The sequence below is a fragment of the Burkholderia sp. AU6039 genome, assembly GCF_002223365.1.
Classification (GTDB): Bacteria; Pseudomonadota; Gammaproteobacteria; order Burkholderiales; family Burkholderiaceae; genus Burkholderia.
Genome location: NZ_NKFK01000002.1, coordinates 91,909 through 110,209 on the forward strand (window position 1 = coordinate 91,909; position 18,301 = coordinate 110,209).

The following is an 18,301-nucleotide window of genomic DNA, read 5'->3' on the forward strand; positions in this document are numbered from 1 at the left end:
CACTGAGTGCAAGTCACCGTCAACGAGCGCGACGCCGTCCAGAGCGTCGCCACGGCACACCCGGCCGCCAACGGGGAAGCGCATGGCCATGGGATGGACAAGCTCGTGATCGAAGGCGGCCACCGCCTGTCGGGCGAGATCGTCGTGTCGGGCGCGAAGAATGCCGCGCTGCCGATCCTGTGCGCGGGGCTGCTCACCGGTGACCCGGTCGATCTCGACAACGTGCCGAATCTCAAGGACGTGCGGACCACGCTGAAGGTGCTGAACCAGATGGGCGTGAAGAGCGAGACGGACGGCTGCCGCGTGCAGCTCGACGCGTCGCGCGTCGACAACCTCGTCGCGCCGTACGAGCTCGTGAAGACGATGCGCGCGTCGATCCTCGTGCTCGGGCCGCTGCTCGCGCGCTTCGGCGAGGCGAAAGTGTCGCTGCCGGGCGGCTGCGCGATCGGCGCGCGTCCGGTCGACCAGCACATCAAGGGCCTGCAGGCGATGGGCGCCGAGATCAGCATCGAGCACGGCTTCATCGAAGCCCGCGCGAAGCGCCTGAAGGGCGCGCGCATCGTGACCGACATGATCACGGTGACGGGCACGGAAAACCTGCTGATGGCCGCGACGCTCGCCGACGGCGAGACCGTGATCGAAAATGCCGCGCGCGAGCCGGAAGTGAGCGATCTCGCACACTTGCTGGTCGCGATGGGCGCGAAAATCGACGGCATCGGCACCGATCGCCTCGTGATCCAGGGCGTCGAGCGGCTGCACGGCGCGCGCCATTCGGTGATCCCCGACCGCATCGAGGCCGGCACGTTCCTGTGCGCGGTCGCGGCGGCCGGCGGCGACGTGATGCTGACGGGCGTGCGCCCGCACATCCTCGACGCGGTGATCGACAAGCTGCGCGAAGCCGGCGTGTCGATCGAGGAAGGCGACAGCTGGCTGCGCGTGAAGATGGACCGCCGCCCGTCGGCGGTGACGATCCGCACGTCGGAATACCCGGCGTTCCCGACCGACATGCAGGCGCAGTTCATGGCCCTCAATACGGTCGCGACGGGCACCGCGCAAGTCGTCGAAACCATTTTCGAGAACCGTTTCATGCACGTGCAGGAGCTGAACCGGCTCGGCGCGAACATCACGATCGACGGCAATACCGCGCTCGTGACGGGGGTCGAGAAGCTGTCGGGCGCGAACGTGATGGCGACCGACCTGCGCGCGTCGGCGAGCCTCGTGATCGCCGGGCTGCGTGCCGACGGCGAAACGCTGGTCGACCGCATCTATCACCTGGACCGCGGCTACGACCGCATGGAAGCCAAACTGACCGCCGTCGGCGCGAACGTGCGCCGCCTTTCCGGGAGCCAAGCATGACCGCGCCGCTGACCCTTGCCCTGTCGAAGGGCCGGATTTTCGAGGAAACCCTGCCGCTGCTGGCCGCGGCCGGCGTGCAGGTGACCGAGGATCCGGAAACGTCGCGCAAGCTGATCCTGCCGACGACGAACCCCGACCTGCGCGTGATCATCGTGCGCGCGAGCGACGTGCCGACCTATGTCGAATACGGCGCGGCCGATTTCGGCGTGGCCGGCAAGGACGTGCTGGTCGAGCACGGCGGCTCGGGCCTGTACCAGCCGATCGATCTGAACATTGCGCGCTGCCGGATGTCGGTGGCCGTGTCGGCCGGTTCCGACTATGCGAGCGCGGTGCGCCAGGGCGCGCGGCTGCGCGTCGCGACGAAGTACGTCGAAACCGCACGCGAACACTTTGCCGCGAAGGGCGTGCACGTCGACCTGATCAAGCTGTACGGCTCGATGGAGCTGGCGCCGCTGGTCGGGCTGGCCGACGCGATCGTCGACCTCGTCAGCTCGGGCGGCACGCTGAAGGCGAACAATCTGGTCGAGGTCGAGGAGATCATGGCGATCTCGTCGCGCCTCGTCGTGAACCAGGCTGCGCTGAAGTTGAAGCGCACGGCGCTCAAGCCGATCCTCGACGCGTTCGAACGCGCGTCGCAGAATGGCGGTTGAGCGCATCACCGTAACGGAACTCCCATGTCCATCACCATCCGCAAGCTCGATTCGACGAGCGAAGGCTTCGGCGCCGAGCTGCGCGCGCTGCTCGCATTCGAGGCGAGCGAAGACGCGGCGATCGAGCAATCGGTCGCGCAGATCCTCGCCGACGTGAAGTCGCGCGGCGATGCCGCGGTGCTCGAGTACACGAACCGCTTCGACCGGCTGAGCGCGACGAGCGTCGCCGCGCTGGAGCTGCCGCAGGACGCGCTGCAGACGGCGCTCGACGGCCTCGCGCCGAAGGCGCGCGCGGCGCTGGAAGCCGCTGCCGCGCGGGTGCGTGCGTACCACGAGAAGCAGAAGATCGAGTGCGGCACGCACAGCTGGCAATACACGGAAAGCGACGGCACGGTGCTCGGCCAGAAGATCACGCCGCTCGACCGCGTCGGCCTGTACGTGCCGGGCGGCAAGGCCGCGTATCCGTCGTCGGTGCTGATGAACGCGATTCCCGCGCGCGTCGCGGGCGTCGGCGAGATCGTGATGGTCGTGCCGACGCCGGACGGCGTGAAGAACGACCTCGTGCTCGCCGCGGCGCTGCTCGGCGGCGTCGATCGCGTGTTCACGATCGGCGGTGCGCAGGCGGTCGGCGCGCTCGCATACGGCACGGCGACGGTGCCGGCCGTCGACAAGATCTGCGGCCCCGGCAACGCGTACGTCGCGTCGGCGAAGCGCCGCGTGTTCGGCACGGTCGGCATCGACATGATCGCCGGGCCGTCGGAAATCCTCGTGCTGTGCGACGGCACGACCGACCCGAACTGGGTCGCGATGGACCTGTTCTCGCAGGCCGAGCACGACGAACTCGCGCAATCGATCCTGCTGTGCCCGGACGGTGCGTTCCTCGAGCGCGTCGCAAAGGCGATCGACGAGCTGCTGCCGTCGATGCCGCGCCAGGACGTGATCCGCGCGTCGCTCGAAGGCCGTGGCGCGCTGATCAAGGTGCGCGACATGGCCGAGGCCTGCCGGATCGCGAACGACATCGCGCCCGAGCACCTGGAAATTTCCGCGCTGGAGCCGCAGCAATGGGGCCAGCAGATCCGCCATGCGGGCGCGATCTTCCTCGGCCGCTACACGAGCGAGAGCCTCGGCGACTACTGCGCGGGCCCGAACCACGTGCTGCCGACGTCGCGCACCGCGCGCTTCTCGTCGCCGCTCGGCGTGTACGACTTCATCAAGCGCTCGAGCGTGATCGAGGTCAGCGCGGAAGGCGCGCAGACGCTCGGCGAGATCGCGTCCGAACTCGCGTACGGCGAGGGGCTGCAGGCGCACGCGAAGAGCGCCGAATTCCGGATGAAGAACTGACCGCACGCTGCACGGGGCCGCGGCCGGCGCTGATGTGCCGCCCGGCCTGCCCCCGAAGGCCGGGGCGGGAGACACCAGTGCAGGGCGGCAGCCGCCGCTTTGCCTACCCATTGACGCCGGCGCGACGTACGCCGGCTTGAGACCATGACGACGCCACAAGACATCATCCGCCGCGACGTGCTCGCGATGACGAGCTACCCGGTGCCGGACGCGAGCGGGTTCGTGAAACTCGACGCGATGGAGAATCCGTACCCGCTGCCTGAGCCGCTCGCCGCGGCGCTCGGGGAGCGTCTCGCGCAGGTCGCGCTGAACCGCTACCCGGCACCGCGCCCGGCCGCGCTGCTCGACAAGCTGCGCCATGCGATGGGCGTGCCGGCCGGTTGCGACGTGCTGCTCGGCAACGGCTCGGACGAAATCATCAGCATGATGTCGATGGCCTGTGCGAAGCCGGGCGCGAAGGTGCTCGCGCCGGTGCCGGGCTTCGTGATGTACGAGCTGTCCGCGAAGCTCGCGCAGCTCGAATTCGTCGGCGTGCCGCTGAAGGCCGACCTGACGCTCGACGTCGACGCGATGCTCGCGGCGATTGCCGAGCATCGTCCGGCGCTCGTCTATCTCGCGTACCCGAACAACCCGACCGGCACGCTGTACGACGATGCCGACGTCGAACGGATCGTCGCGGCCGCACGGCACAGCCTGGTCGTGATCGACGAGGCGTACCAGCCGTTCGCCGTTCGCTCGTGGCTGTCGCGCGCCGCCGAATTCGACAACGTCGTCGTGATGCGCACGGTGTCGAAGCTCGGCCTCGCGGGCATCCGCCTCGGCTATCTGGTCGGTTCGCCCGCGTGGCTGACCGAATTCGACAAGGTGCGCCCGCCGTACAACATCAACGTGCTGACCCAGGCGACCGCCGATTTCCTGCTCGACCATCTCGACGTGCTCGACGCGCAGGCGGCCGACCTGCGAGCGGAACGCACGCGTCTCGCACGGGAAGTGGCCGCGCTGCCGGGCACGACGGTGTTCCCGAGCGCCGGCAATTTCCTGCTGGTGCGCGTGCCGGACGCGGCCGCCGTGTTCGACGCGCTGCTCACCGAGCGGGTATTGGTCAAAAACGTGAGTAAAATGCATCCGTTGCTGGCTGAATGCGTGCGGCTGACCGTCGGTTCTCCCGACGAAAACGCGCGCCTGCTGGCCGCTTTGAAACTCGCGCTGCCCGGTTGAGCCTCTGGGCGCCGCAGCGCGAAACGATCAATCCCCATTTACATCGACTCAGTCAAGGAATTGCCATGCGTGTGGCGGAAGTCGTTCGCAATACCAGCGAAACGCAGATCCGTGTGAAGCTCGATCTCGACGGCACGGGCCAGCAGAAGCTGGCCACCGGCGTGCCGTTCCTCGACCATATGCTCGACCAGATCGCGCGACACGGGCTGGTCGATCTCGAGGTTGAAGCGCATGGCGATACGCATATCGACGACCACCACACGGTCGAGGATGTCGGCATCACGCTCGGCCAGGCCGTCGCGAAGGCGATCGGCGACCGCAAGGGCATCCGCCGCTACGGCCATTCGTACGTGCCGCTCGACGAGGCGCTGTCGCGCGTCGTGATCGACTTCTCCGGCCGGCCGGGCCTCGAATTCCACGTGCCGTTCACGCGGGCGCGGATCGGCACGTTCGACGTCGACCTGTCGATCGAATTCTTCCGCGGTTTCGTGAACCACGCGGGCGTCACGCTGCACATCGACAACCTGCGCGGAATCAACGCGCACCATCAGCTCGAAACGGTGTTCAAGGCCTTCGGCCGTGCGCTGCGCGCGGCGGTGGAGCTGGACGAGCGTGCGGCGGGGCAGATCCCGTCGACGAAGGGCAGTCTCTGAACCTGAACTGACCGGACGGCGCGTCAAGGACAACCTCACGGCTTCGGCGCGCGGCGCCGGCTTGCGATGGATCTGCTCAAATCGTTCATATCGCTGCTGGCGCTGATCAATCCGGTCGGCGCGGTGCCGTTCTTCCTGAGCCTGACGGCGCAGCAGACGGATGCCGAGCGGCGGCGCACGATCCGGATCGCGTCGGTGTCGGTGTTCTGCGTGATCACGGTGACGACGCTGCTCGGGCAGCAGATCATCGACTTCTTCGGCATTTCGGTCGGGTCGCTCGAAGTGGGCGGCGGGATCATCATGCTGCTGATGGCGATCAACATGCTGAACGCGCAGATCGGCAACACGCGATCGACGCCGGAGGAGCGCCACGAGGCCGAGCTGAAGGACAACATCGCGGTCGTGCCGCTGGCGATTCCGCTGCTCACGGGCCCCGGCTCGATCAGCACGGTGATCATCTATGCGGCGAACTCGCATCACTGGTATGAGCGGGCCGGGCTGGTCGCGATCGGCGCGGTCCTGGCTTTTCTGTGTTTCGTCGCGATGCGGCTCGCCGAGCCGATCGCGAACTGGATCGGCCGCACGGGCATCAACATCGCCACGCGGCTGATGGGTCTGATGCTGTCGGCGCTGGCGGTGGAATTCATCGTCAATGGACTGAGGGCGCTACTGCCTGCACTGAGATGAAAACTTCGATTGCGATTGTGGATTATGGGATGGGCAACCTGCGCTCGGTCGCGCAGGCGCTCAAGAAGGCCGAACCGGCCGCCGACGTGGCGATCGTCGACACGCCGGCCGCGATCCGCGCGGCCGACCGTGTCGTGCTGCCCGGCCAGGGCGCGATGCCCGACTGCATGCGCAGCCTCGGCGAATCGGGCCTGCAGGAGGCCGTGATCGAGGCCTCGCGCACGAAGCCGCTGCTCGGCGTGTGCGTCGGCGAGCAGATGCTGTTCGACTGGAGCGCGGAAGGCGACACGAAGGGCCTCGGCCTGTTGCCCGGCAAGGTCGTGCGTTTCGCGCTCGACGGCCGCCTGCAGGACGACGGCTCGCGCTTCAAGGTGCCGCAGATGGGCTGGAACCGCGTGCGCCAGGCGCAGCCGCACCCGCTGTGGGACGGCGTGCCCGACGACGCGTATTTCTACTTCGTGCACAGTTATTACGTGACGCCGGACAACCCGGCGCATACGGTTGGCGAAACGGCCTACGGCGCGCCGTTTACGTCCGCGGTCGCGCGGGACAACCTCTTCGCGACCCAATTCCACCCCGAGAAAAGCGCGGAGGTCGGGTTGCGTCTGTATCGCAACTTCGTACACTGGAAACCGTAAAACGTGGTGCGCGAGCCACAGTCGATCTGGCCGAACGGCCTGTCGCACGGCGCGCTCGCGCCTAAGCGCCGAAAGAGTTGTACTAAACTAGCGAGACGGCGCGGTACCGGATTGGCCGGTACGCGCCGGATTCTTTTCTTTTTCCACGACGACACCCGATTGCTATGTTGCTGATTCCGGCCATCGACCTCAAAGACGGTCAGTGTGTGCGCCTCAAACAGGGCGATATGGACCAGGCCACGATTTTTTCCGAGGACCCGGCGGCGATGGCCCGCAAGTGGGTCGATCTCGGCGCCCGGCGGCTCCATCTCGTCGACCTGAACGGCGCGTTCGCCGGCAAGCCGAAGAATCTCGAGGCGATCGAAGCGATCCTCGACGAGGTCGGCGATGAAATTCCCGTCCAGCTCGGCGGCGGCATCCGCAGCCTCGAGACGATCGAGAAGTATCTCGACGCCGGCCTGTCCTACGTAATCATCGGTACGGCCGCCGTGAAGAACCCCGGCTTCCTGCAGGACGCGTGCACCGCGTTTTCCGGCAACATCATCGTCGGCCTGGACGCGAAGGACGGCAAGGTCGCGACCGACGGCTGGAGCAAGCTGACCGGCCACGAAGTGATCGACCTTGCGCGCAAGTTCGAGGACTACGGCGTCGAATCGATCGTCTACACGGACATCGGCCGCGACGGGATGCTGCAGGGCATCAACATCGAGGCGACCGTGAAGCTCGCGCAGGCAGTCGGCATCCCCGTGATCGCCAGCGGCGGCCTGTCGAACCTCACGGACATCGAGAACCTGTGCGAAGTCGAGGAGCACGGCGTCGAAGGCGTGATCTGTGGCCGGGCGATCTACTCCGGCGATCTCGATTTCGCGGCCGCGCAAAGGCGCGCGGACGAACTGAACGGCGAACTCGACAACGCGTAAGCGCGGTTGTCCCGCTCGCCGGGGCTGCCTGCAGGCGGCCCCGACCGGAAGCCTCGCGCGAGGCTTTCCGCAACCGGCCGTCCCATCGCGGCATTTGGCGCAACATCATGGCTCTAGCTAAACGCATCATCCCCTGCCTGGACGTGACTGCCGGGCGTGTCGTCAAGGGCGTCAACTTCGTCGAGCTGCGCGACGCCGGCGATCCTGTCGAGATCGCCCGCCGCTACGACGACCAGGGCGCCGACGAACTGACGTTCCTCGACATCACCGCGACGTCCGACCAGCGCGACCTGATCCTGCCGATCATCGAAGCCGTCGCGTCGCAGGTGTTCATTCCGCTGACCGTCGGCGGCGGCGTGCGCGCCGTCGAGGACGTGCGGCGCCTGCTGAACGCGGGCGCGGACAAGGTCAGCATGAATTCGTCGGCGGTCGCGAACCCGCAGCTCGTGCGCGACGCGGCCGACAAGTACGGCTCGCAGTGCATCGTCGTCGCGATCGACGCGAAGCGCGTGTCGGCCGACGGCGAGACGCCGCGCTGGGAAGTGTTCACGCACGGCGGCCGCAAGAACACGGGCCTCGACGCGATCGAGTGGGCGCGCAAGATGGCCGAGCTCGGCGCGGGCGAGATCCTGCTCACGAGCATGGACCGCGACGGCACCAAGTCGGGCTTCGACCTCGCGCTCACGCGCGGCGTGTCGGACGCGGTGCCGGTGCCGGTGATCGCATCGGGCGGTGTCGGCTCGCTGCAGCACCTGGCCGACGGCATCAAGGACGGCCGCGCCGACGCGGTGCTGGCCGCGAGTATCTTCCACTACGGCGAGCACACGGTCGGCGAGGCGAAGCGCTTCATGGCCGGCCAGGGCATCCCGGTGAGGCTGTGATGAATACGGAAACGAATGCATTGCCCGCGTGGCTCGACAAGGTCCGCTGGGATGACAACGGCCTCGTGCCGGTGATCGCGCAGGAGGCGTCGACGAACGACGTGCTGATGTTCGCGTGGATGAACCGCGAGGCGCTGGCGAAGACGATCGAGACGCAGCGCGCGGTCTACTATTCGCGCTCGCGCAAGCGCCTGTGGTTCAAGGGCGAGGAGTCGGGCCACGTGCAGCACGTGCACGAGGTGCGGCTCGATTGCGACGAGGACGTCGTGCTGCTGAAGGTCGAGCAGGTGTCGGGCATCGCGTGCCACACCGGCCGGCATTCGTGCTTCTTCCAGAAATTCGAAGGCACCGCCGACAGCGGCGACTGGGTCGCGGTCGAACCGGTGCTGAAAGATCCCGAACACATCTACAAATGACGCAATCGACCGAAGACACGCTGCTGCGCCTCGCGGCCGTGATCGATAGCCGCAAGGGCGGCGATCCCGACCAATCGTACGTGTCGCGCCTGTTCCACAAGGGCGACGACGCGGTGCTGAAGAAGATCGGCGAAGAGGCGACGGAAGTCGTGCTGGCCGCGAAGGACGTGCGCCAGGGCGGCGCGCCGACCGCGCTCGTCGGCGAGGTGGCCGACCTGTGGTTCCACTGCCTCGTGATGCTGTCGCATTTCGACCTGAGCCCGGCCGACGTGATCGGCGAACTCGAGCGCCGCGAAGGGCTGTCGGGGATCGAGGAGAAGGCCCTGCGCAAGCGTCGCGAGCGCGAGGAAAACGGCGGTTGACAGGCCCTTGTCGCGGGATGGCCACAGTGCGGTAAGCTGTAAGAATTGTCATCTAACGGGGGTAGCATCATGACCGATACGCCAAGCCAGTTTCCGCCGCCGTCGGTGCCGGGGGCCGCGGACGCCGAGCGCCTGAACGGGCTGCGCACGCTGACTCACGTGCTCTACGGCCTCTATGCGTTTCATTGGCTGACAGGCGGCGTCACGGGCATCATCGCGATCATCATCAACTACGTGAAGCGCGACGATGTGGCCGGCACGCCGTATGCGGCCCACTTTGAGTGGCAGATCCGCACGTTCTGGCGCGCGCTGATCGCATATGTGATCGGGTTCGCGCTGATGTTCGTGGTGATCGGATTCGCAGTGATGTTTGTCACATGGATCTGGACGCTGTACCGTATCATCAAGGGTTGGCTGTACCTGAACGACAACAAGCCGCTCGATCCGCAGGCCTGGTTGTGACCGGCCTCGGGCGGGCGTCTGCAGGAGCAACATGAGTCACGATCCGAATTGCCTGTTCTGCAAGATCGCGGCAGGCGAGATCCCGAGCACCAAGGTGCACGAGGATGACGAATTCGTCGCGTTCCGCGACATCCGCCCGGCGGCCGAGACCCACGTGCTCGTGATTCCGCGCCAGCATCTGCCGACGCTGTCGGCGGCGAGCGAGGCCGATGCACCGATGCTCGGCCGGCTGATGCTGCTCGTGTCGCGTCTCGCCGGCCAGCTCGGCGTCGCGTATACGGGCGGCGAAACCGGTTTCCGTACGGTGATCAACACGGGCCCCGGAGGCGGGCAGGAGGTCTACCACCTGCACGCGCATATCCTGGCCGGCCCGCGCCCCTGGCAGCGGATGGGTTGACGGCGCGGGGCGTTTCCCCGCATCGATGGTCGAAGCCGGCGCGTTGCCGGCGATTTACGCCGCATCGCGGCGTGGTTGAGGAGAGGTTTCATCATGGGTGGATTGAGCATTTGGCACTGGCTGATCGTGCTGCTGATCGTCGCGCTGGTTTTCGGTACGAAGAAGCTGCGCAACATCGGCAACGACCTCGGCAGCGCCGTGAAGGGTTTCAAGGACGGCATGAAGGACGGCGAAGCGCCGGCGGACGCGCAGCAACTGCCGCGCTCGGGCTCGGTCGACGTCAACGCGAAGGAAACGACGCGTTCCGACTCGAACAAGGCGTAACGCCGGTACGCTGACAGGCATTCGCGATGCTGGATCTCGGTCTTTCGAAGATGGCGCTGATCGGCGTCGTCGCGCTCGTGGTGCTCGGCCCCGAGCGCCTGCCGCGCGTTGCGCGCACGGCAGGCGCGCTGTTCGGCCGTGCGCAGCGGTACATCAACGACGTGAAGGCCGAGGTCTCGCGCGAAATCGAACTCGACGCGTTGCGGACGATGAAGACCGATTTCGAGTCGGCCGCGCGCAATGTCGAGACGACGATTCACGACAACCTGCGTGAGCACGAGAAGGAACTGAACGACACGTGGCATTCCGCGGTCGGCGGTCTCAACGAAGCGGCGGGCGACGCCGGTTCGACGGGTTCCGATACGCCCGCCATGCCGTCGTGGCGCGGCAGTTCGGCCGCGCTCGCGCCGAAGCGCCGCAACTGGCGCGTCAAGCAGGCGGCTGCGCCTGCCTGGTACAAGCGCGCGACCACCCGCCGTACCCACGTGCAGTCGGGCGCCGCGCGTGTCGCGCGCCACCAGCCGGCCAGCCTGCGCCGGCCGACGCGCTTCTTCTGAGCCGAGCGCATGCTCGCTCGTCAATCCTACCGAGGGCCGGTGTGAGCGACCCCCAGCAGAACCCGGGCGACGCCCCGGAAGAAACCTTCATTTCCCATCTCGTCGAGCTTCGCGATCGCATCATTCGCGCGGGCGCGGCCGTGATCGTCGTGTTCCTCGGGCTCGTCTACTGGGCGCCCGACATCTTCCGGCTGCTCGCGCGGCCGCTGATGGAGAACCTGCCGAAGGACGGCAAGATGATCGTCACCGACGTCACCGGCTCGTTCTTCGTGCCGATGAAGGTCACGATGCTCGTCGCGCTCGTGATCGCGCTGCCGATCGTGCTGTACCAGATCTGGGCGTTCGTCGCGCCGGGGCTGTACCAGCACGAGAAGAAGCTCGTCGCGCCGCTCGTCGGCAGCAGCTACCTGCTGTTCCTGTGCGGGATGGCGTTCGCGTACTTCCTCGTGTTCCCGACGATCTTCCGCGTGATGGCGCACTACAACGCGCCGCTCGGCGCGGAAATGACCACCGACATCGACAACTACCTGAGCTTCGTGCTCGGGATGTTCATCGCGTTCGGGGTCACGTTCGAGGTGCCGATCGTCGTCGTGCTGCTCGTCCGGATGGGCGTGCTGTCGCTGAAGAAGCTGAAGGAGATGCGTCCGTACGTGATCGTCGGCGCGTTCGTCGTCGCGGCGGTCGTCACGCCGCCGGACGTGTTCTCGCAACTGATGCTCGCCTTGCCGCTGGTCGTGCTGTTCGAGATCGGGCTGCTGGCGGCGCGGTTCTTCGTGCCGAAGAAGCCGGCCGAGGAAGGCGAGGCGGAGAACGGCGAAGCCGCCAGTTGACGGCAGCGCGCCGGGCGGCGCGCTGCGGCCGGGCCTCCGGCGTCAGGCTTGAGCGAAACTCGGTGGCGCAGTCGGTCGGAAAGCGGAGGGCGGGGCCATCTGCCCGGCAACGACGGTCTTTCGATACAAAGCAAAAGGGCAGCCAGCCGGCTGCCCTTTTTTCATTTCCGACGGTGTCCGGGCATGCGGCCGTGCGCCGCTCGCCCGGCGTCACTCGGTATCGCTGTCCTGCTCGTCGAGCGCCTGCTTCGGCGGCGGCGGGCGCTTGCCGATCACCACGTTCAGGTCGAACGCCTTGCCCTTGCGCACGACGTGCACCTTGGTCGCCGTGCCGGGCTTGATTTGCGCGACGGTGTTCAGCAGCTTCGTGGTGTCGGTGATCTCGTCGCCGTTGACCGAGATCAGGATGTCGCCCGGCTTGATGCCGGCCTTGTCGGCCGGGCCGCCCTGCAGCACGCCGGCGACGATCGCGCCCGATTTTTGCGTCAGCCCGAACGACTCGGCGATCTCCGGCGTGACGTCTTGCGGCTCGACGCCGATCCAGCCGCGCGTGACCGAGCCCGTCGTGATGATGCTTTCCAGCACCGTGCGCGCGGTCGACACGGGGATCGCGAAGCCGATGCCGAGCGAGCCGCCCGAACGCGAGTAGATCGCGGTGTTGATGCCGAGCAGGTTGCCGTTCACGTCGACCAGCGCGCCGCCCGAGTTGCCGGGGTTGATCGGCGCATCGGTCTGGATGAAGTTCTCGAACGTGTTGATGCCGAGGTGGTTGCGGCCCAGCGCGCTGATGATCCCCATCGTGACCGTCTGGCCGACGCCGAACGGGTTGCCGATCGCGAGCACGACGTCGCCGACCCGCGACTGGTCGGAGCGGCCGAGCGTGATCGTCGGCAGGTTCGTCATGTTGATCTTCAGCACGGCGAGATCGGTTTCGGGATCGCTGCCGATCACCTTCGCGGTGGCCGTGCGGCCGTCGGCGAGCGCGACTTCGATCTGGTCGGCGCCGTCCACGACGTGCTGGTTCGTTAGAATGTAACCTTCAGGGCTCACGATAACGCCCGAGCCAAGGTTGGCGGCCGGTTCGTCCTGCTGCTTGCGGGCGTTGCGGTCGCCGAAGAAGTAGCGGAACAGCGGATCTTTCGCGCGCGGGTCGGGCGGCAGCGAGCCGTCCTTGCTGGAGAACACGTTGACGACGGCCGGCATCGCCTTTTGCGCGGCTTCGGCGTACGACGTGGTCGCCGGTGCGCCGCCGATGCCCGGCGCGACTTCCCGCAGCGCAACGATCGGCGTGGCGAGCTGCTTGCCGAGCTGTCCTTGCCGTTGCAGCCATTGCGGCTTGAGCGTCACGACGATGAACATCAGCGCGAGCAGCACGGTAACCGCCTGCGCGAAGAACAGCCAGAAGCGTCTAAGCATCTGAATGGATTAGAGGTTTATATGGATCGGATCGAACTTGAATTGTACTTGAACAATACCCTTGAAACCGCGCGCTTCAAGGACTATTGCCCGAATGGCCTCCAGGTCGAGGGGCGCCGCAAGATCGAGAAGATCGCTACCGGCGTGACGGCGTCGGTCGCGTTTCTCGAAGCCGCGCTTGAATGGGGGGCAGATGCCGTGCTGGTCCATCACGGCTATTTCTGGCGCAACGAGCCGCCGCAGATCACGGGCCGCAGGTACCAGCGCCTGAAGCTGCTGCTCGCGAACGACCTGAACCTGTTCGCGTTCCACCTGCCGCTCGACGCGCATCCCGAATTCGGCAACAACGCGCAGCTCGGCGACCGGCTTGGCCTGATCGGCGAGCAGCGGTTCGGCGAAGGCGACCTCGGCTGGATGGCGACGCTGCCGATGCCCGTCACGCTCGAGCACTTCGTCGCGAAGGTCGAACGCACGCTTGGCCGCACGCCGCTCGTGCTCGGCGATCCGGACATGCAGCTGCGCCGCATCGCGTGGTGCACGGGCGCCGCGCAAAGCTATTTCGACGCGGCGATCGACGCCGGCGCGGACGTGTTCCTGACCGGCGAGGTGTCCGAATACGTGACGCACACGGCTGCCGAGAGCGGCGTCGCGTTCGTTGCGGCAGGGCACCATGCGACCGAGCGCTACGGAATCCAAGCACTTGGCGCCCACTTGTCGGAAGAATTCGATATCGAACACCTTTTTATCGATATCCATAACCCGGTCTGAATGCCGGATTTGCGGCAGCGCATCGAAATCTCGCAATGTAGCGGATGCTTAAAAGTGAAATGATTTAATCGCTCCGATAGTGGGGGAAAACCCTTAACTATCAATCACTTCGAAGGGATTTTCATCTCCGGGCCTTGTAAATGGCGACTCCATTCGCGCAAACTAGCGGCGGAATGAAAAGTCGTGACGGAAAATCCAACTCAGAAGTGGGGCGTGTGATGCGAGACAAGGAAGAGAAACGCGTCGACAGCGGCCGCCGTACCTGGCTGATTGCGACATCCGTAGCAGGTGGCGTGGGAGGCGTAGCCACCGTCATACCTTTCGCGGCGTCGCTTGCGCCGTCCGCGAAAGCGAAAGCGGCCGGTGCACCGGTCGAAGTCGACATCAGCGGGCTGAAGCCCGGTGAAATGGTGACCGTGCCGTGGCGCGGCAAGCCGGTGTGGATCCTGAACCGCACCGACGCGATGCTCGCCGATGTGGTCAAGGCCGACAAGGAAGTGGCCGATCCGACCACCGAAAAGCCCTATACGATGCCGTTGCCCGCGTATTGCGCGAACGAATATCGCGCGCGGGCCGATCGCAAGAACATTCTCGTCGTGATGGCCGTGTGTACGCACCTCGGCTGCACGCCAAGCCAACGCTTCACGCCGGGTCCGCAGCCGAACCTGCCGGACGACTGGCCGGGCGGCTTCCTCTGCCCGTGCCATGGTTCGACCTACGACCTCGCCGGCCGTGTGTTCAAGAACAAACCGGCGCCTCAGAATCTCGACATCCCGCCCTACATGTTCACGTCGGCAACGACCCTCGTGATCGGCAAGGACGAGAAAGGAGAAGCGTGATGGCCGACAACAAGGAAGTCTCCACGACAGGTCTCACCGGCTGGATCGATCAGCGCTTCCCGCTCACGTCCACCTGGAAGAAGCACGTTTCCGAGTACTACGCGCCGAAGAACTTCAACTTCTGGTACTTCTTCGGCTCCCTCGCGCTGCTGGTGCTCGTCAACCAGATCGTCACCGGCATCTTCCTGACGATGAACTACAAGCCCGACTCGACGCTCGCGTTCGCGTCGGTCGAGTACATCATGCGCGAGGTGCCGTGGGGCTGGCTGATCCGCTACATGCACTCCACGGGCGCGTCGATGTTCTTCGTGGTCGTCTACCTGCACATGTTCCGCGGGCTGCTCTACGGGTCGTATCGCAAGCCGCGCGAACTCGTGTGGATCTTCGGCTGCGCGATCTTCCTGTGCCTGATGGCCGAGGCGTTCTTCGGCTACCTGCTGCCGTGGGGCCAGATGTCGTTCTGGGGCGCGCAGGTGATCGTGAACCTGTTCTCGGCGATCCCGTTCGTCGGCCCCGACCTGTCGCTGTGGATTCGCGGCGACTACGTCGTGTCGGACGTCACGCTGAACCGCTTCTTCGCGTTCCACGTGATCGCGATTCCGCTCGTGCTGGTCGGCCTCGTGATCGCGCACCTCGTCGCGTTGCACGAAGTGGGCTCGAACAACCCGGACGGCATCGAGATCAAGGCGAAGAAGGACGAGAACGGCGTGCCGCTCGACGGCATCCCGTTCCATCCGTACTACTCGGTGCACGATTTCCTCGGCGTGTGCGTGTTCCTGATGGTGTTCGCGCTGATCGTGTTCTTCTCGCCGGAGATGGGCGGCTACTTCCTCGAGGCGAACAACTTCGTCCCGGCGAACCCGCTGCAGACGCCGCCCGAGATCGCGCCGGTCTGGTACTTCACCGCGTTCTACGCGATGCTGCGCGCGACCACCGACCCGTTCAAGATCGTCCTGATGATCGTGATCGCGCTGCTCGGCGTGCTCGCGCTGATCCGCGCGCGCGGCAAGTGGAAGGTCGGCCTGCCGGTGCTGGCCGCGGCGATCGTCGTGTTCATGTACCTGACGGAGTCGAAGTTCTGGGGCGTCGTCGTGATGGGTTCCGCGGTGGTCTCGCTGTTCTTCCTGCCGTGGCTCGACCGCAGCCCGGTGAAGTCGATCCGCTATCGGCCGCTATTCCACAAGGTGTTCCTCGGGATCTTCGTCGTGGCGTTCCTGACCCTCGGGTTCCTCGGCACGCGGCCGCCATCGCCGGCCTCGACGCTGATCGCGCAGGCCTGTGCGCTGATCTACTTCGCGTTCTTCCTCGGCATGCCCGTCTGGACGCCGCTTGGCACGTTCAAGCAGCCGCCGGAGCGGGTGCGCTTCAAGCCCCATTAACGTGAGCGAGGAGAGAACGACATGAAGAAACTGCTTTCGACACTCGCGCTGATCGGGGCGACCGCGTGTGCGCTGCTGGCGGCGCCGGCGGTTCGGGCGGAAGGTAATTTTCCGCTCGACCGGGCGCCCGATAACACGGAAAATCTCGTTTCGCTTCAGCACGGCGCGCAATTGTTTGTAAACTATTGCCTGAACTGCCACAGCGCGAACCTGATGCGCTACAACCGTCTGACGGATCTGGGCATATCCCAGAAGGAGATCGAAAAGAATCTCCTGTTCACGACCGACAAGGTCGGCAACACGATGTCCGTCGCGATGCGGCCCGAAGACGCGAAGAACTGGCTCGGCACCTCGCCGCCCGACCTGTCGGTCGAGGAGCGCGCGCGCGGCCGCGACTGGCTGTATACGTATCTGCGGAGCTTCTACCGCGACGATACACGGCCGAGCGGCTGGAACAACGCGGTGTTCGAGAACGTCGGCATGCCTCATGTACTGTGGCAGCTGCAGGGGCAGCGCACCGCCAAATTCGAAGACAAGACGGACGAGGAGACGGGCGAGAAGGTCCATACGCTCGTCGGCTTCCAGCAGGTCACACCGGGGACACTGTCCGCGGTGGATTATGATTCTGCGGTTGCCGACCTGGTGGCGTACATGACCTGGATGTCCGAGCCGGCTCAGCAGACCCGTAAACGCCTCGGCGTATGGGTGCTGATCTTTCTCGGTGTCCTGACTTTCCTGGCCTGGCGGCTCAATGCCGCGTACTGGAAAGATATCAAGTAATCACGCCTGACCGGCGTGGGGCCGGCGCAAGGTGGAACCCCGGAAGGGGTTCGCCGCGTGCCGGCCCTCGGCTTTTTTGAGGAAACGCAAACATGATGGTTCTGTATTCCGGCACAACTTGCCCGTTCTCCCAGCGTTGCCGGCTGGTGCTGTTCGAGAAGGGCATGGACTTCGAAATCCGTGACGTCGACCTGTTCAACAAGCCGGAAGACATTTCGGTGATGAACCCGTACGGTCAGGTGCCGATCCTGGTCGAGCGCGACCTGATCCTGTACGAATCGAACATCATCAACGAGTACATCGACGAGCGCTTCCCGCATCCGCAACTGATGCCGGCCGACCCCGTGCAGCGCGCACGTGCACGCCTGTTCCTGCTCAACTTCGAGAAGGAACTGTTCGTCCACGTCAGCACGCTCGAGAACGAGAAGGGCAAGGCAGCGGAGAAGAACCACGAGAAGGCACGCCTTGCGATCCGCGATCGCCTGACGCAGCTCGCGCCGATCTTCGTGAAGAACAAGTACATGCTCGGCGAGGAATTCTCGATGCTCGACGTCGCGATCGCGCCGCTGCTGTGGCGTCTGGATCACTACGGCATCGAGCTGTCGAAGAACGCGGCGCCGCTGATGAAGTACGCCGAGCGGATCTTCAGCCGTCCGGCCTACATCGAAGCACTGACGCCGTCCGAAAAGGTCATGCGTCGTTGATGGTGCAATGAGTGCATGACGGAGAGGGCGGCGCGGCATGCCGCGCCCCCGCTCCGGGTTCGAGGATTGTGATGCAAGAGATTTCAACGAAGCCTTATCTGCTGCGCGCGTTGTACGAGTGGTGCACCGATAACGGTTACACGCCGCATATCGCGGTGAGGGTCGACAACTCGACGCGCGTGCCGCGTCAGTTCGTGCGTGACGGCGAGATCGTGCTCAACATCAGCTTCGAGGCGACGAGCCAGTTGCAGATGGGCAACGAGTGGATCGAGTTCACGGCTCGGTTCTCCGGGAAGGCGCACAAGATCGAGATTCCGGTTGCCAACGTGCTCGCGATCTATGCGCGCGAGAACGGGCAGGGCATGGCGTTCCAGGTCGATGCGGTCGCGGGTGAAGGCGCGGATTCGGGTGCGTTCGATGATGAAGCGGCGCAGACGGATGAAGCGCAGCGCGACGAATCGCCTGCGGTGTTGACGCCGGTGGCCGACAGCGGCGCGAACGAGGAGCCCTCCGAAGGCGCCGACGAACCGCCGAAAACCGACGGCGATGGCGACGGTTCAAAAGGTGGCAGCAGACCTCGCCTCAAGATCGTGAAATGAGGTAGAATCTCGCGCTACGCCGGCTTAGCTCATCTGGTAGAGCAGTTGATTTGTAATCATCAGGTGGCGGGTTCGAGTCCTGCAGCCGGCACCAATACCCATGCGGGTCCCAGAGATGGGGCCC

General features: G+C 65.6%; 23 protein-coding genes and 1 tRNA gene. 23 read left to right on the plus strand and 1 reads right to left on the minus strand.

The features are described 5' to 3' along the window. Positions 1-6: 6 nt before the first annotated feature. From murA to tatC, 16 genes are all read left to right on the plus strand, one after another. A complete protein-coding gene (gene murA, locus CFB39_RS01975; RefSeq protein WP_069246963.1) occupies positions 7-1,356 on the plus strand; it encodes a UDP-N-acetylglucosamine 1-carboxyvinyltransferase in 1,350 nt (449 codons plus the stop codon). After that, entirely contained in the window at positions 1,353-2,006 is a 654-nt protein-coding gene (hisG, locus tag CFB39_RS01980; protein WP_089472030.1) for an ATP phosphoribosyltransferase, read from the plus strand. Before murA ends, hisG begins: the two co-directional genes overlap by 4 nt. A 24-nt stretch (positions 2,007-2,030) precedes the next feature. Further along, positions 2,031-3,347 carry a histidinol dehydrogenase gene (gene hisD / locus CFB39_RS01985; protein ID WP_089424335.1) on the plus strand — a complete coding sequence of 439 codons (1,317 nt, stop codon included), beginning with the start codon at positions 2,031-2,033 and terminating at the stop codon, positions 3,345-3,347. Positions 3,348-3,491: 144 nt separating this feature from the next. After that, positions 3,492-4,565 carry a histidinol-phosphate transaminase gene (gene hisC, locus CFB39_RS01990; RefSeq protein ID WP_089472031.1) on the plus strand — a complete coding sequence of 358 codons (1,074 nt, stop codon included), beginning with the start codon at positions 3,492-3,494 and terminating at the stop codon, positions 4,563-4,565. A 65-nt stretch (positions 4,566-4,630) separates the two neighbouring features. Continuing rightward, complete coding sequence (gene hisB, locus CFB39_RS01995) at positions 4,631-5,218, plus strand: imidazoleglycerol-phosphate dehydratase HisB (protein ID WP_006477126.1); 588 nt, start codon at positions 4,631-4,633, stop codon at positions 5,216-5,218. Positions 5,219-5,284: 66 nt separating this feature from the next. After that, on the plus strand, positions 5,285-5,905 hold the full coding sequence (locus CFB39_RS02000; protein WP_039366649.1) for a YchE family NAAT transporter: 621 nt from the start codon (positions 5,285-5,287) through the stop codon (positions 5,903-5,905). Next, positions 5,902-6,543, plus strand: coding sequence for an imidazole glycerol phosphate synthase subunit HisH (hisH, locus tag CFB39_RS02005; RefSeq protein ID WP_089424337.1), 642 nt, complete (start codon positions 5,902-5,904; stop codon positions 6,541-6,543). Before CFB39_RS02000 ends, hisH begins: the two co-directional genes overlap by 4 nt. Before the next feature lie 164 nt (positions 6,544-6,707). Then, positions 6,708-7,463, plus strand: a complete 756-nt coding sequence (gene hisA / locus CFB39_RS02010; protein WP_089472032.1) for a 1-(5-phosphoribosyl)-5-[(5-phosphoribosylamino)methylideneamino]imidazole-4-carboxamide isomerase — start codon at positions 6,708-6,710, stop codon at positions 7,461-7,463. 107 nt (positions 7,464-7,570) lie between these two features. After that, on the plus strand, positions 7,571-8,344 hold the full coding sequence (gene hisF / locus CFB39_RS02015; RefSeq protein WP_089472033.1) for an imidazole glycerol phosphate synthase subunit HisF: 774 nt from the start codon (positions 7,571-7,573) through the stop codon (positions 8,342-8,344). After that, complete coding sequence (hisI, locus tag CFB39_RS02020) at positions 8,344-8,760, plus strand: phosphoribosyl-AMP cyclohydrolase (protein ID WP_089472034.1); 417 nt, start codon at positions 8,344-8,346, stop codon at positions 8,758-8,760. Before hisF ends, hisI begins: the two co-directional genes overlap by 1 nt. Further along, the gene (locus CFB39_RS02025) at positions 8,757-9,122 is read left to right on the plus strand and encodes a phosphoribosyl-ATP diphosphatase (protein ID WP_006751798.1); all 366 of its coding nucleotides are present in this window, start codon (positions 8,757-8,759) and stop codon (positions 9,120-9,122) included. The genes hisI and CFB39_RS02025 overlap by 4 nt, the downstream gene beginning before the upstream one ends. 69 nt (positions 9,123-9,191) lie before the next feature. Then, the gene (locus CFB39_RS02030) at positions 9,192-9,584 is read left to right on the plus strand and encodes a DUF4870 domain-containing protein (RefSeq protein WP_089472035.1); all 393 of its coding nucleotides are present in this window, start codon (positions 9,192-9,194) and stop codon (positions 9,582-9,584) included. 31 nt (positions 9,585-9,615) lie between these two features. Then, complete coding sequence (locus CFB39_RS02035; RefSeq protein ID WP_021161851.1) at positions 9,616-9,981, plus strand: histidine triad nucleotide-binding protein; 366 nt, start codon at positions 9,616-9,618, stop codon at positions 9,979-9,981. A gap of 93 nt (positions 9,982-10,074) precedes the next feature. Beyond that, a complete protein-coding gene (gene tatA / locus CFB39_RS02040) occupies positions 10,075-10,305 on the plus strand; it encodes a Sec-independent protein translocase subunit TatA (RefSeq protein WP_021161850.1) in 231 nt (76 codons plus the stop codon). A gap of 26 nt (positions 10,306-10,331) precedes the next feature. Then, positions 10,332-10,862, plus strand: coding sequence for a Sec-independent protein translocase protein TatB (tatB, locus tag CFB39_RS02045; RefSeq protein WP_089424340.1), 531 nt, complete (start codon positions 10,332-10,334; stop codon positions 10,860-10,862). Between the two features lie 41 nt (positions 10,863-10,903). Continuing rightward, entirely contained in the window at positions 10,904-11,692 is a 789-nt protein-coding gene (gene tatC, locus CFB39_RS02050) for a twin-arginine translocase subunit TatC (RefSeq protein ID WP_046544799.1), read from the plus strand. 210 nt (positions 11,693-11,902) lie between these two features. On the opposite strand, the gene CFB39_RS02055 is transcribed toward tatC, so the two are convergent. Further along, entirely contained in the window at positions 11,903-13,108 is a 1,206-nt protein-coding gene (locus tag CFB39_RS02055) for a Do family serine endopeptidase (protein WP_089424342.1), read from the minus strand. A 21-nt stretch (positions 13,109-13,129) separates the two neighbouring features. Between CFB39_RS02055 and CFB39_RS02060 the strand changes: the two genes are divergently transcribed. The 7 genes from CFB39_RS02060 to CFB39_RS02090 all read left to right on the plus strand — a co-directional run bounded on the left by CFB39_RS02060 (position 13,130) and on the right by CFB39_RS02090 (position 18,271). After that, on the plus strand, positions 13,130-13,876 hold the full coding sequence (locus tag CFB39_RS02060) for a Nif3-like dinuclear metal center hexameric protein (protein ID WP_089424343.1): 747 nt from the start codon (positions 13,130-13,132) through the stop codon (positions 13,874-13,876). 218 nt (positions 13,877-14,094) lie between these two features. Then, positions 14,095-14,715, plus strand: coding sequence for a ubiquinol-cytochrome c reductase iron-sulfur subunit (gene petA / locus CFB39_RS02065; protein ID WP_039366620.1), 621 nt, complete (start codon positions 14,095-14,097; stop codon positions 14,713-14,715). Then, positions 14,712-16,094 (plus strand): cytochrome bc complex cytochrome b subunit, encoded by a 1,383-nt coding sequence (locus tag CFB39_RS02070; protein WP_089424344.1) that lies wholly within the window; start codon positions 14,712-14,714, stop codon positions 16,092-16,094. Before petA ends, CFB39_RS02070 begins: the two co-directional genes overlap by 4 nt. A 21-nt stretch (positions 16,095-16,115) precedes the next feature. Then, positions 16,116-16,874 (plus strand): cytochrome c1, encoded by a 759-nt coding sequence (locus CFB39_RS02075; RefSeq protein WP_071335456.1) that lies wholly within the window; start codon positions 16,116-16,118, stop codon positions 16,872-16,874. Positions 16,875-16,966: 92 nt separating this feature from the next. After that, positions 16,967-17,578: a glutathione S-transferase N-terminal domain-containing protein gene (locus CFB39_RS02080; RefSeq protein ID WP_006400565.1), complete on the plus strand. Its 612-nt coding sequence runs from the start codon at positions 16,967-16,969 to the stop codon at positions 17,576-17,578. A gap of 71 nt (positions 17,579-17,649) precedes the next feature. Next, positions 17,650-18,177 (plus strand): ClpXP protease specificity-enhancing factor, encoded by a 528-nt coding sequence (locus CFB39_RS02085; protein ID WP_089439080.1) that lies wholly within the window; start codon positions 17,650-17,652, stop codon positions 18,175-18,177. Between the two features lie 18 nt (positions 18,178-18,195). Next, positions 18,196-18,271: transfer RNA gene (locus CFB39_RS02090), tRNA-Thr, on the plus strand. Positions 18,272-18,301 lie beyond the last annotated feature (30 nt).

Excerpts from the sequence above, each read along its gene's own strand:
- hisD (WP_089424335.1), top strand. The coding sequence starts at position 2,031 with ATGTCCATCACCATCCGCAAGCTCGATTCGACGAGCGAAGGCTTCGGC.
- CFB39_RS02000 (WP_039366649.1), top strand. The coding sequence starts at position 5,285 with ATGGATCTGCTCAAATCGTTCATATCGCTGCTGGCGCTGATCAATCCG.
- CFB39_RS02085 (WP_089439080.1), top strand. The coding sequence starts at position 17,650 with ATGCAAGAGATTTCAACGAAGCCTTATCTGCTGCGCGCGTTGTACGAG.
- tatB (WP_089424340.1), top strand. The coding sequence starts at position 10,332 with ATGCTGGATCTCGGTCTTTCGAAGATGGCGCTGATCGGCGTCGTCGCG.
- CFB39_RS02080 (WP_006400565.1), top strand. The coding sequence starts at position 16,967 with ATGATGGTTCTGTATTCCGGCACAACTTGCCCGTTCTCCCAGCGTTGC.
- hisH (WP_089424337.1), top strand. The coding sequence starts at position 5,902 with ATGAAAACTTCGATTGCGATTGTGGATTATGGGATGGGCAACCTGCGC.
- hisC (WP_089472031.1), top strand. The coding sequence starts at position 3,492 with ATGACGACGCCACAAGACATCATCCGCCGCGACGTGCTCGCGATGACG.
- CFB39_RS02025 (WP_006751798.1), top strand. The coding sequence starts at position 8,757 with ATGACGCAATCGACCGAAGACACGCTGCTGCGCCTCGCGGCCGTGATC.
- petA (WP_039366620.1), top strand. The coding sequence starts at position 14,095 with ATGCGAGACAAGGAAGAGAAACGCGTCGACAGCGGCCGCCGTACCTGG.
- hisB (WP_006477126.1), top strand. The coding sequence starts at position 4,631 with ATGCGTGTGGCGGAAGTCGTTCGCAATACCAGCGAAACGCAGATCCGT.
- hisI (WP_089472034.1), top strand. The coding sequence starts at position 8,344 with ATGAATACGGAAACGAATGCATTGCCCGCGTGGCTCGACAAGGTCCGC.
- CFB39_RS02075 (WP_071335456.1), top strand. The coding sequence starts at position 16,116 with ATGAAGAAACTGCTTTCGACACTCGCGCTGATCGGGGCGACCGCGTGT.
- CFB39_RS02030 (WP_089472035.1), top strand. The coding sequence starts at position 9,192 with ATGACCGATACGCCAAGCCAGTTTCCGCCGCCGTCGGTGCCGGGGGCC.
- tatA (WP_021161850.1), top strand. The coding sequence starts at position 10,075 with ATGGGTGGATTGAGCATTTGGCACTGGCTGATCGTGCTGCTGATCGTC.
- CFB39_RS02060 (WP_089424343.1), top strand. The coding sequence starts at position 13,130 with ATGGATCGGATCGAACTTGAATTGTACTTGAACAATACCCTTGAAACC.
- CFB39_RS02035 (WP_021161851.1), top strand. The coding sequence starts at position 9,616 with ATGAGTCACGATCCGAATTGCCTGTTCTGCAAGATCGCGGCAGGCGAG.
- CFB39_RS02055 (WP_089424342.1), bottom strand. The coding sequence starts at position 13,108 with ATGCTTAGACGCTTCTGGCTGTTCTTCGCGCAGGCGGTTACCGTGCTG.
- hisF (WP_089472033.1), top strand. The coding sequence starts at position 7,571 with ATGGCTCTAGCTAAACGCATCATCCCCTGCCTGGACGTGACTGCCGGG.
- hisA (WP_089472032.1), top strand. The coding sequence starts at position 6,708 with ATGTTGCTGATTCCGGCCATCGACCTCAAAGACGGTCAGTGTGTGCGC.
- hisG (WP_089472030.1), top strand. The coding sequence starts at position 1,353 with ATGACCGCGCCGCTGACCCTTGCCCTGTCGAAGGGCCGGATTTTCGAG.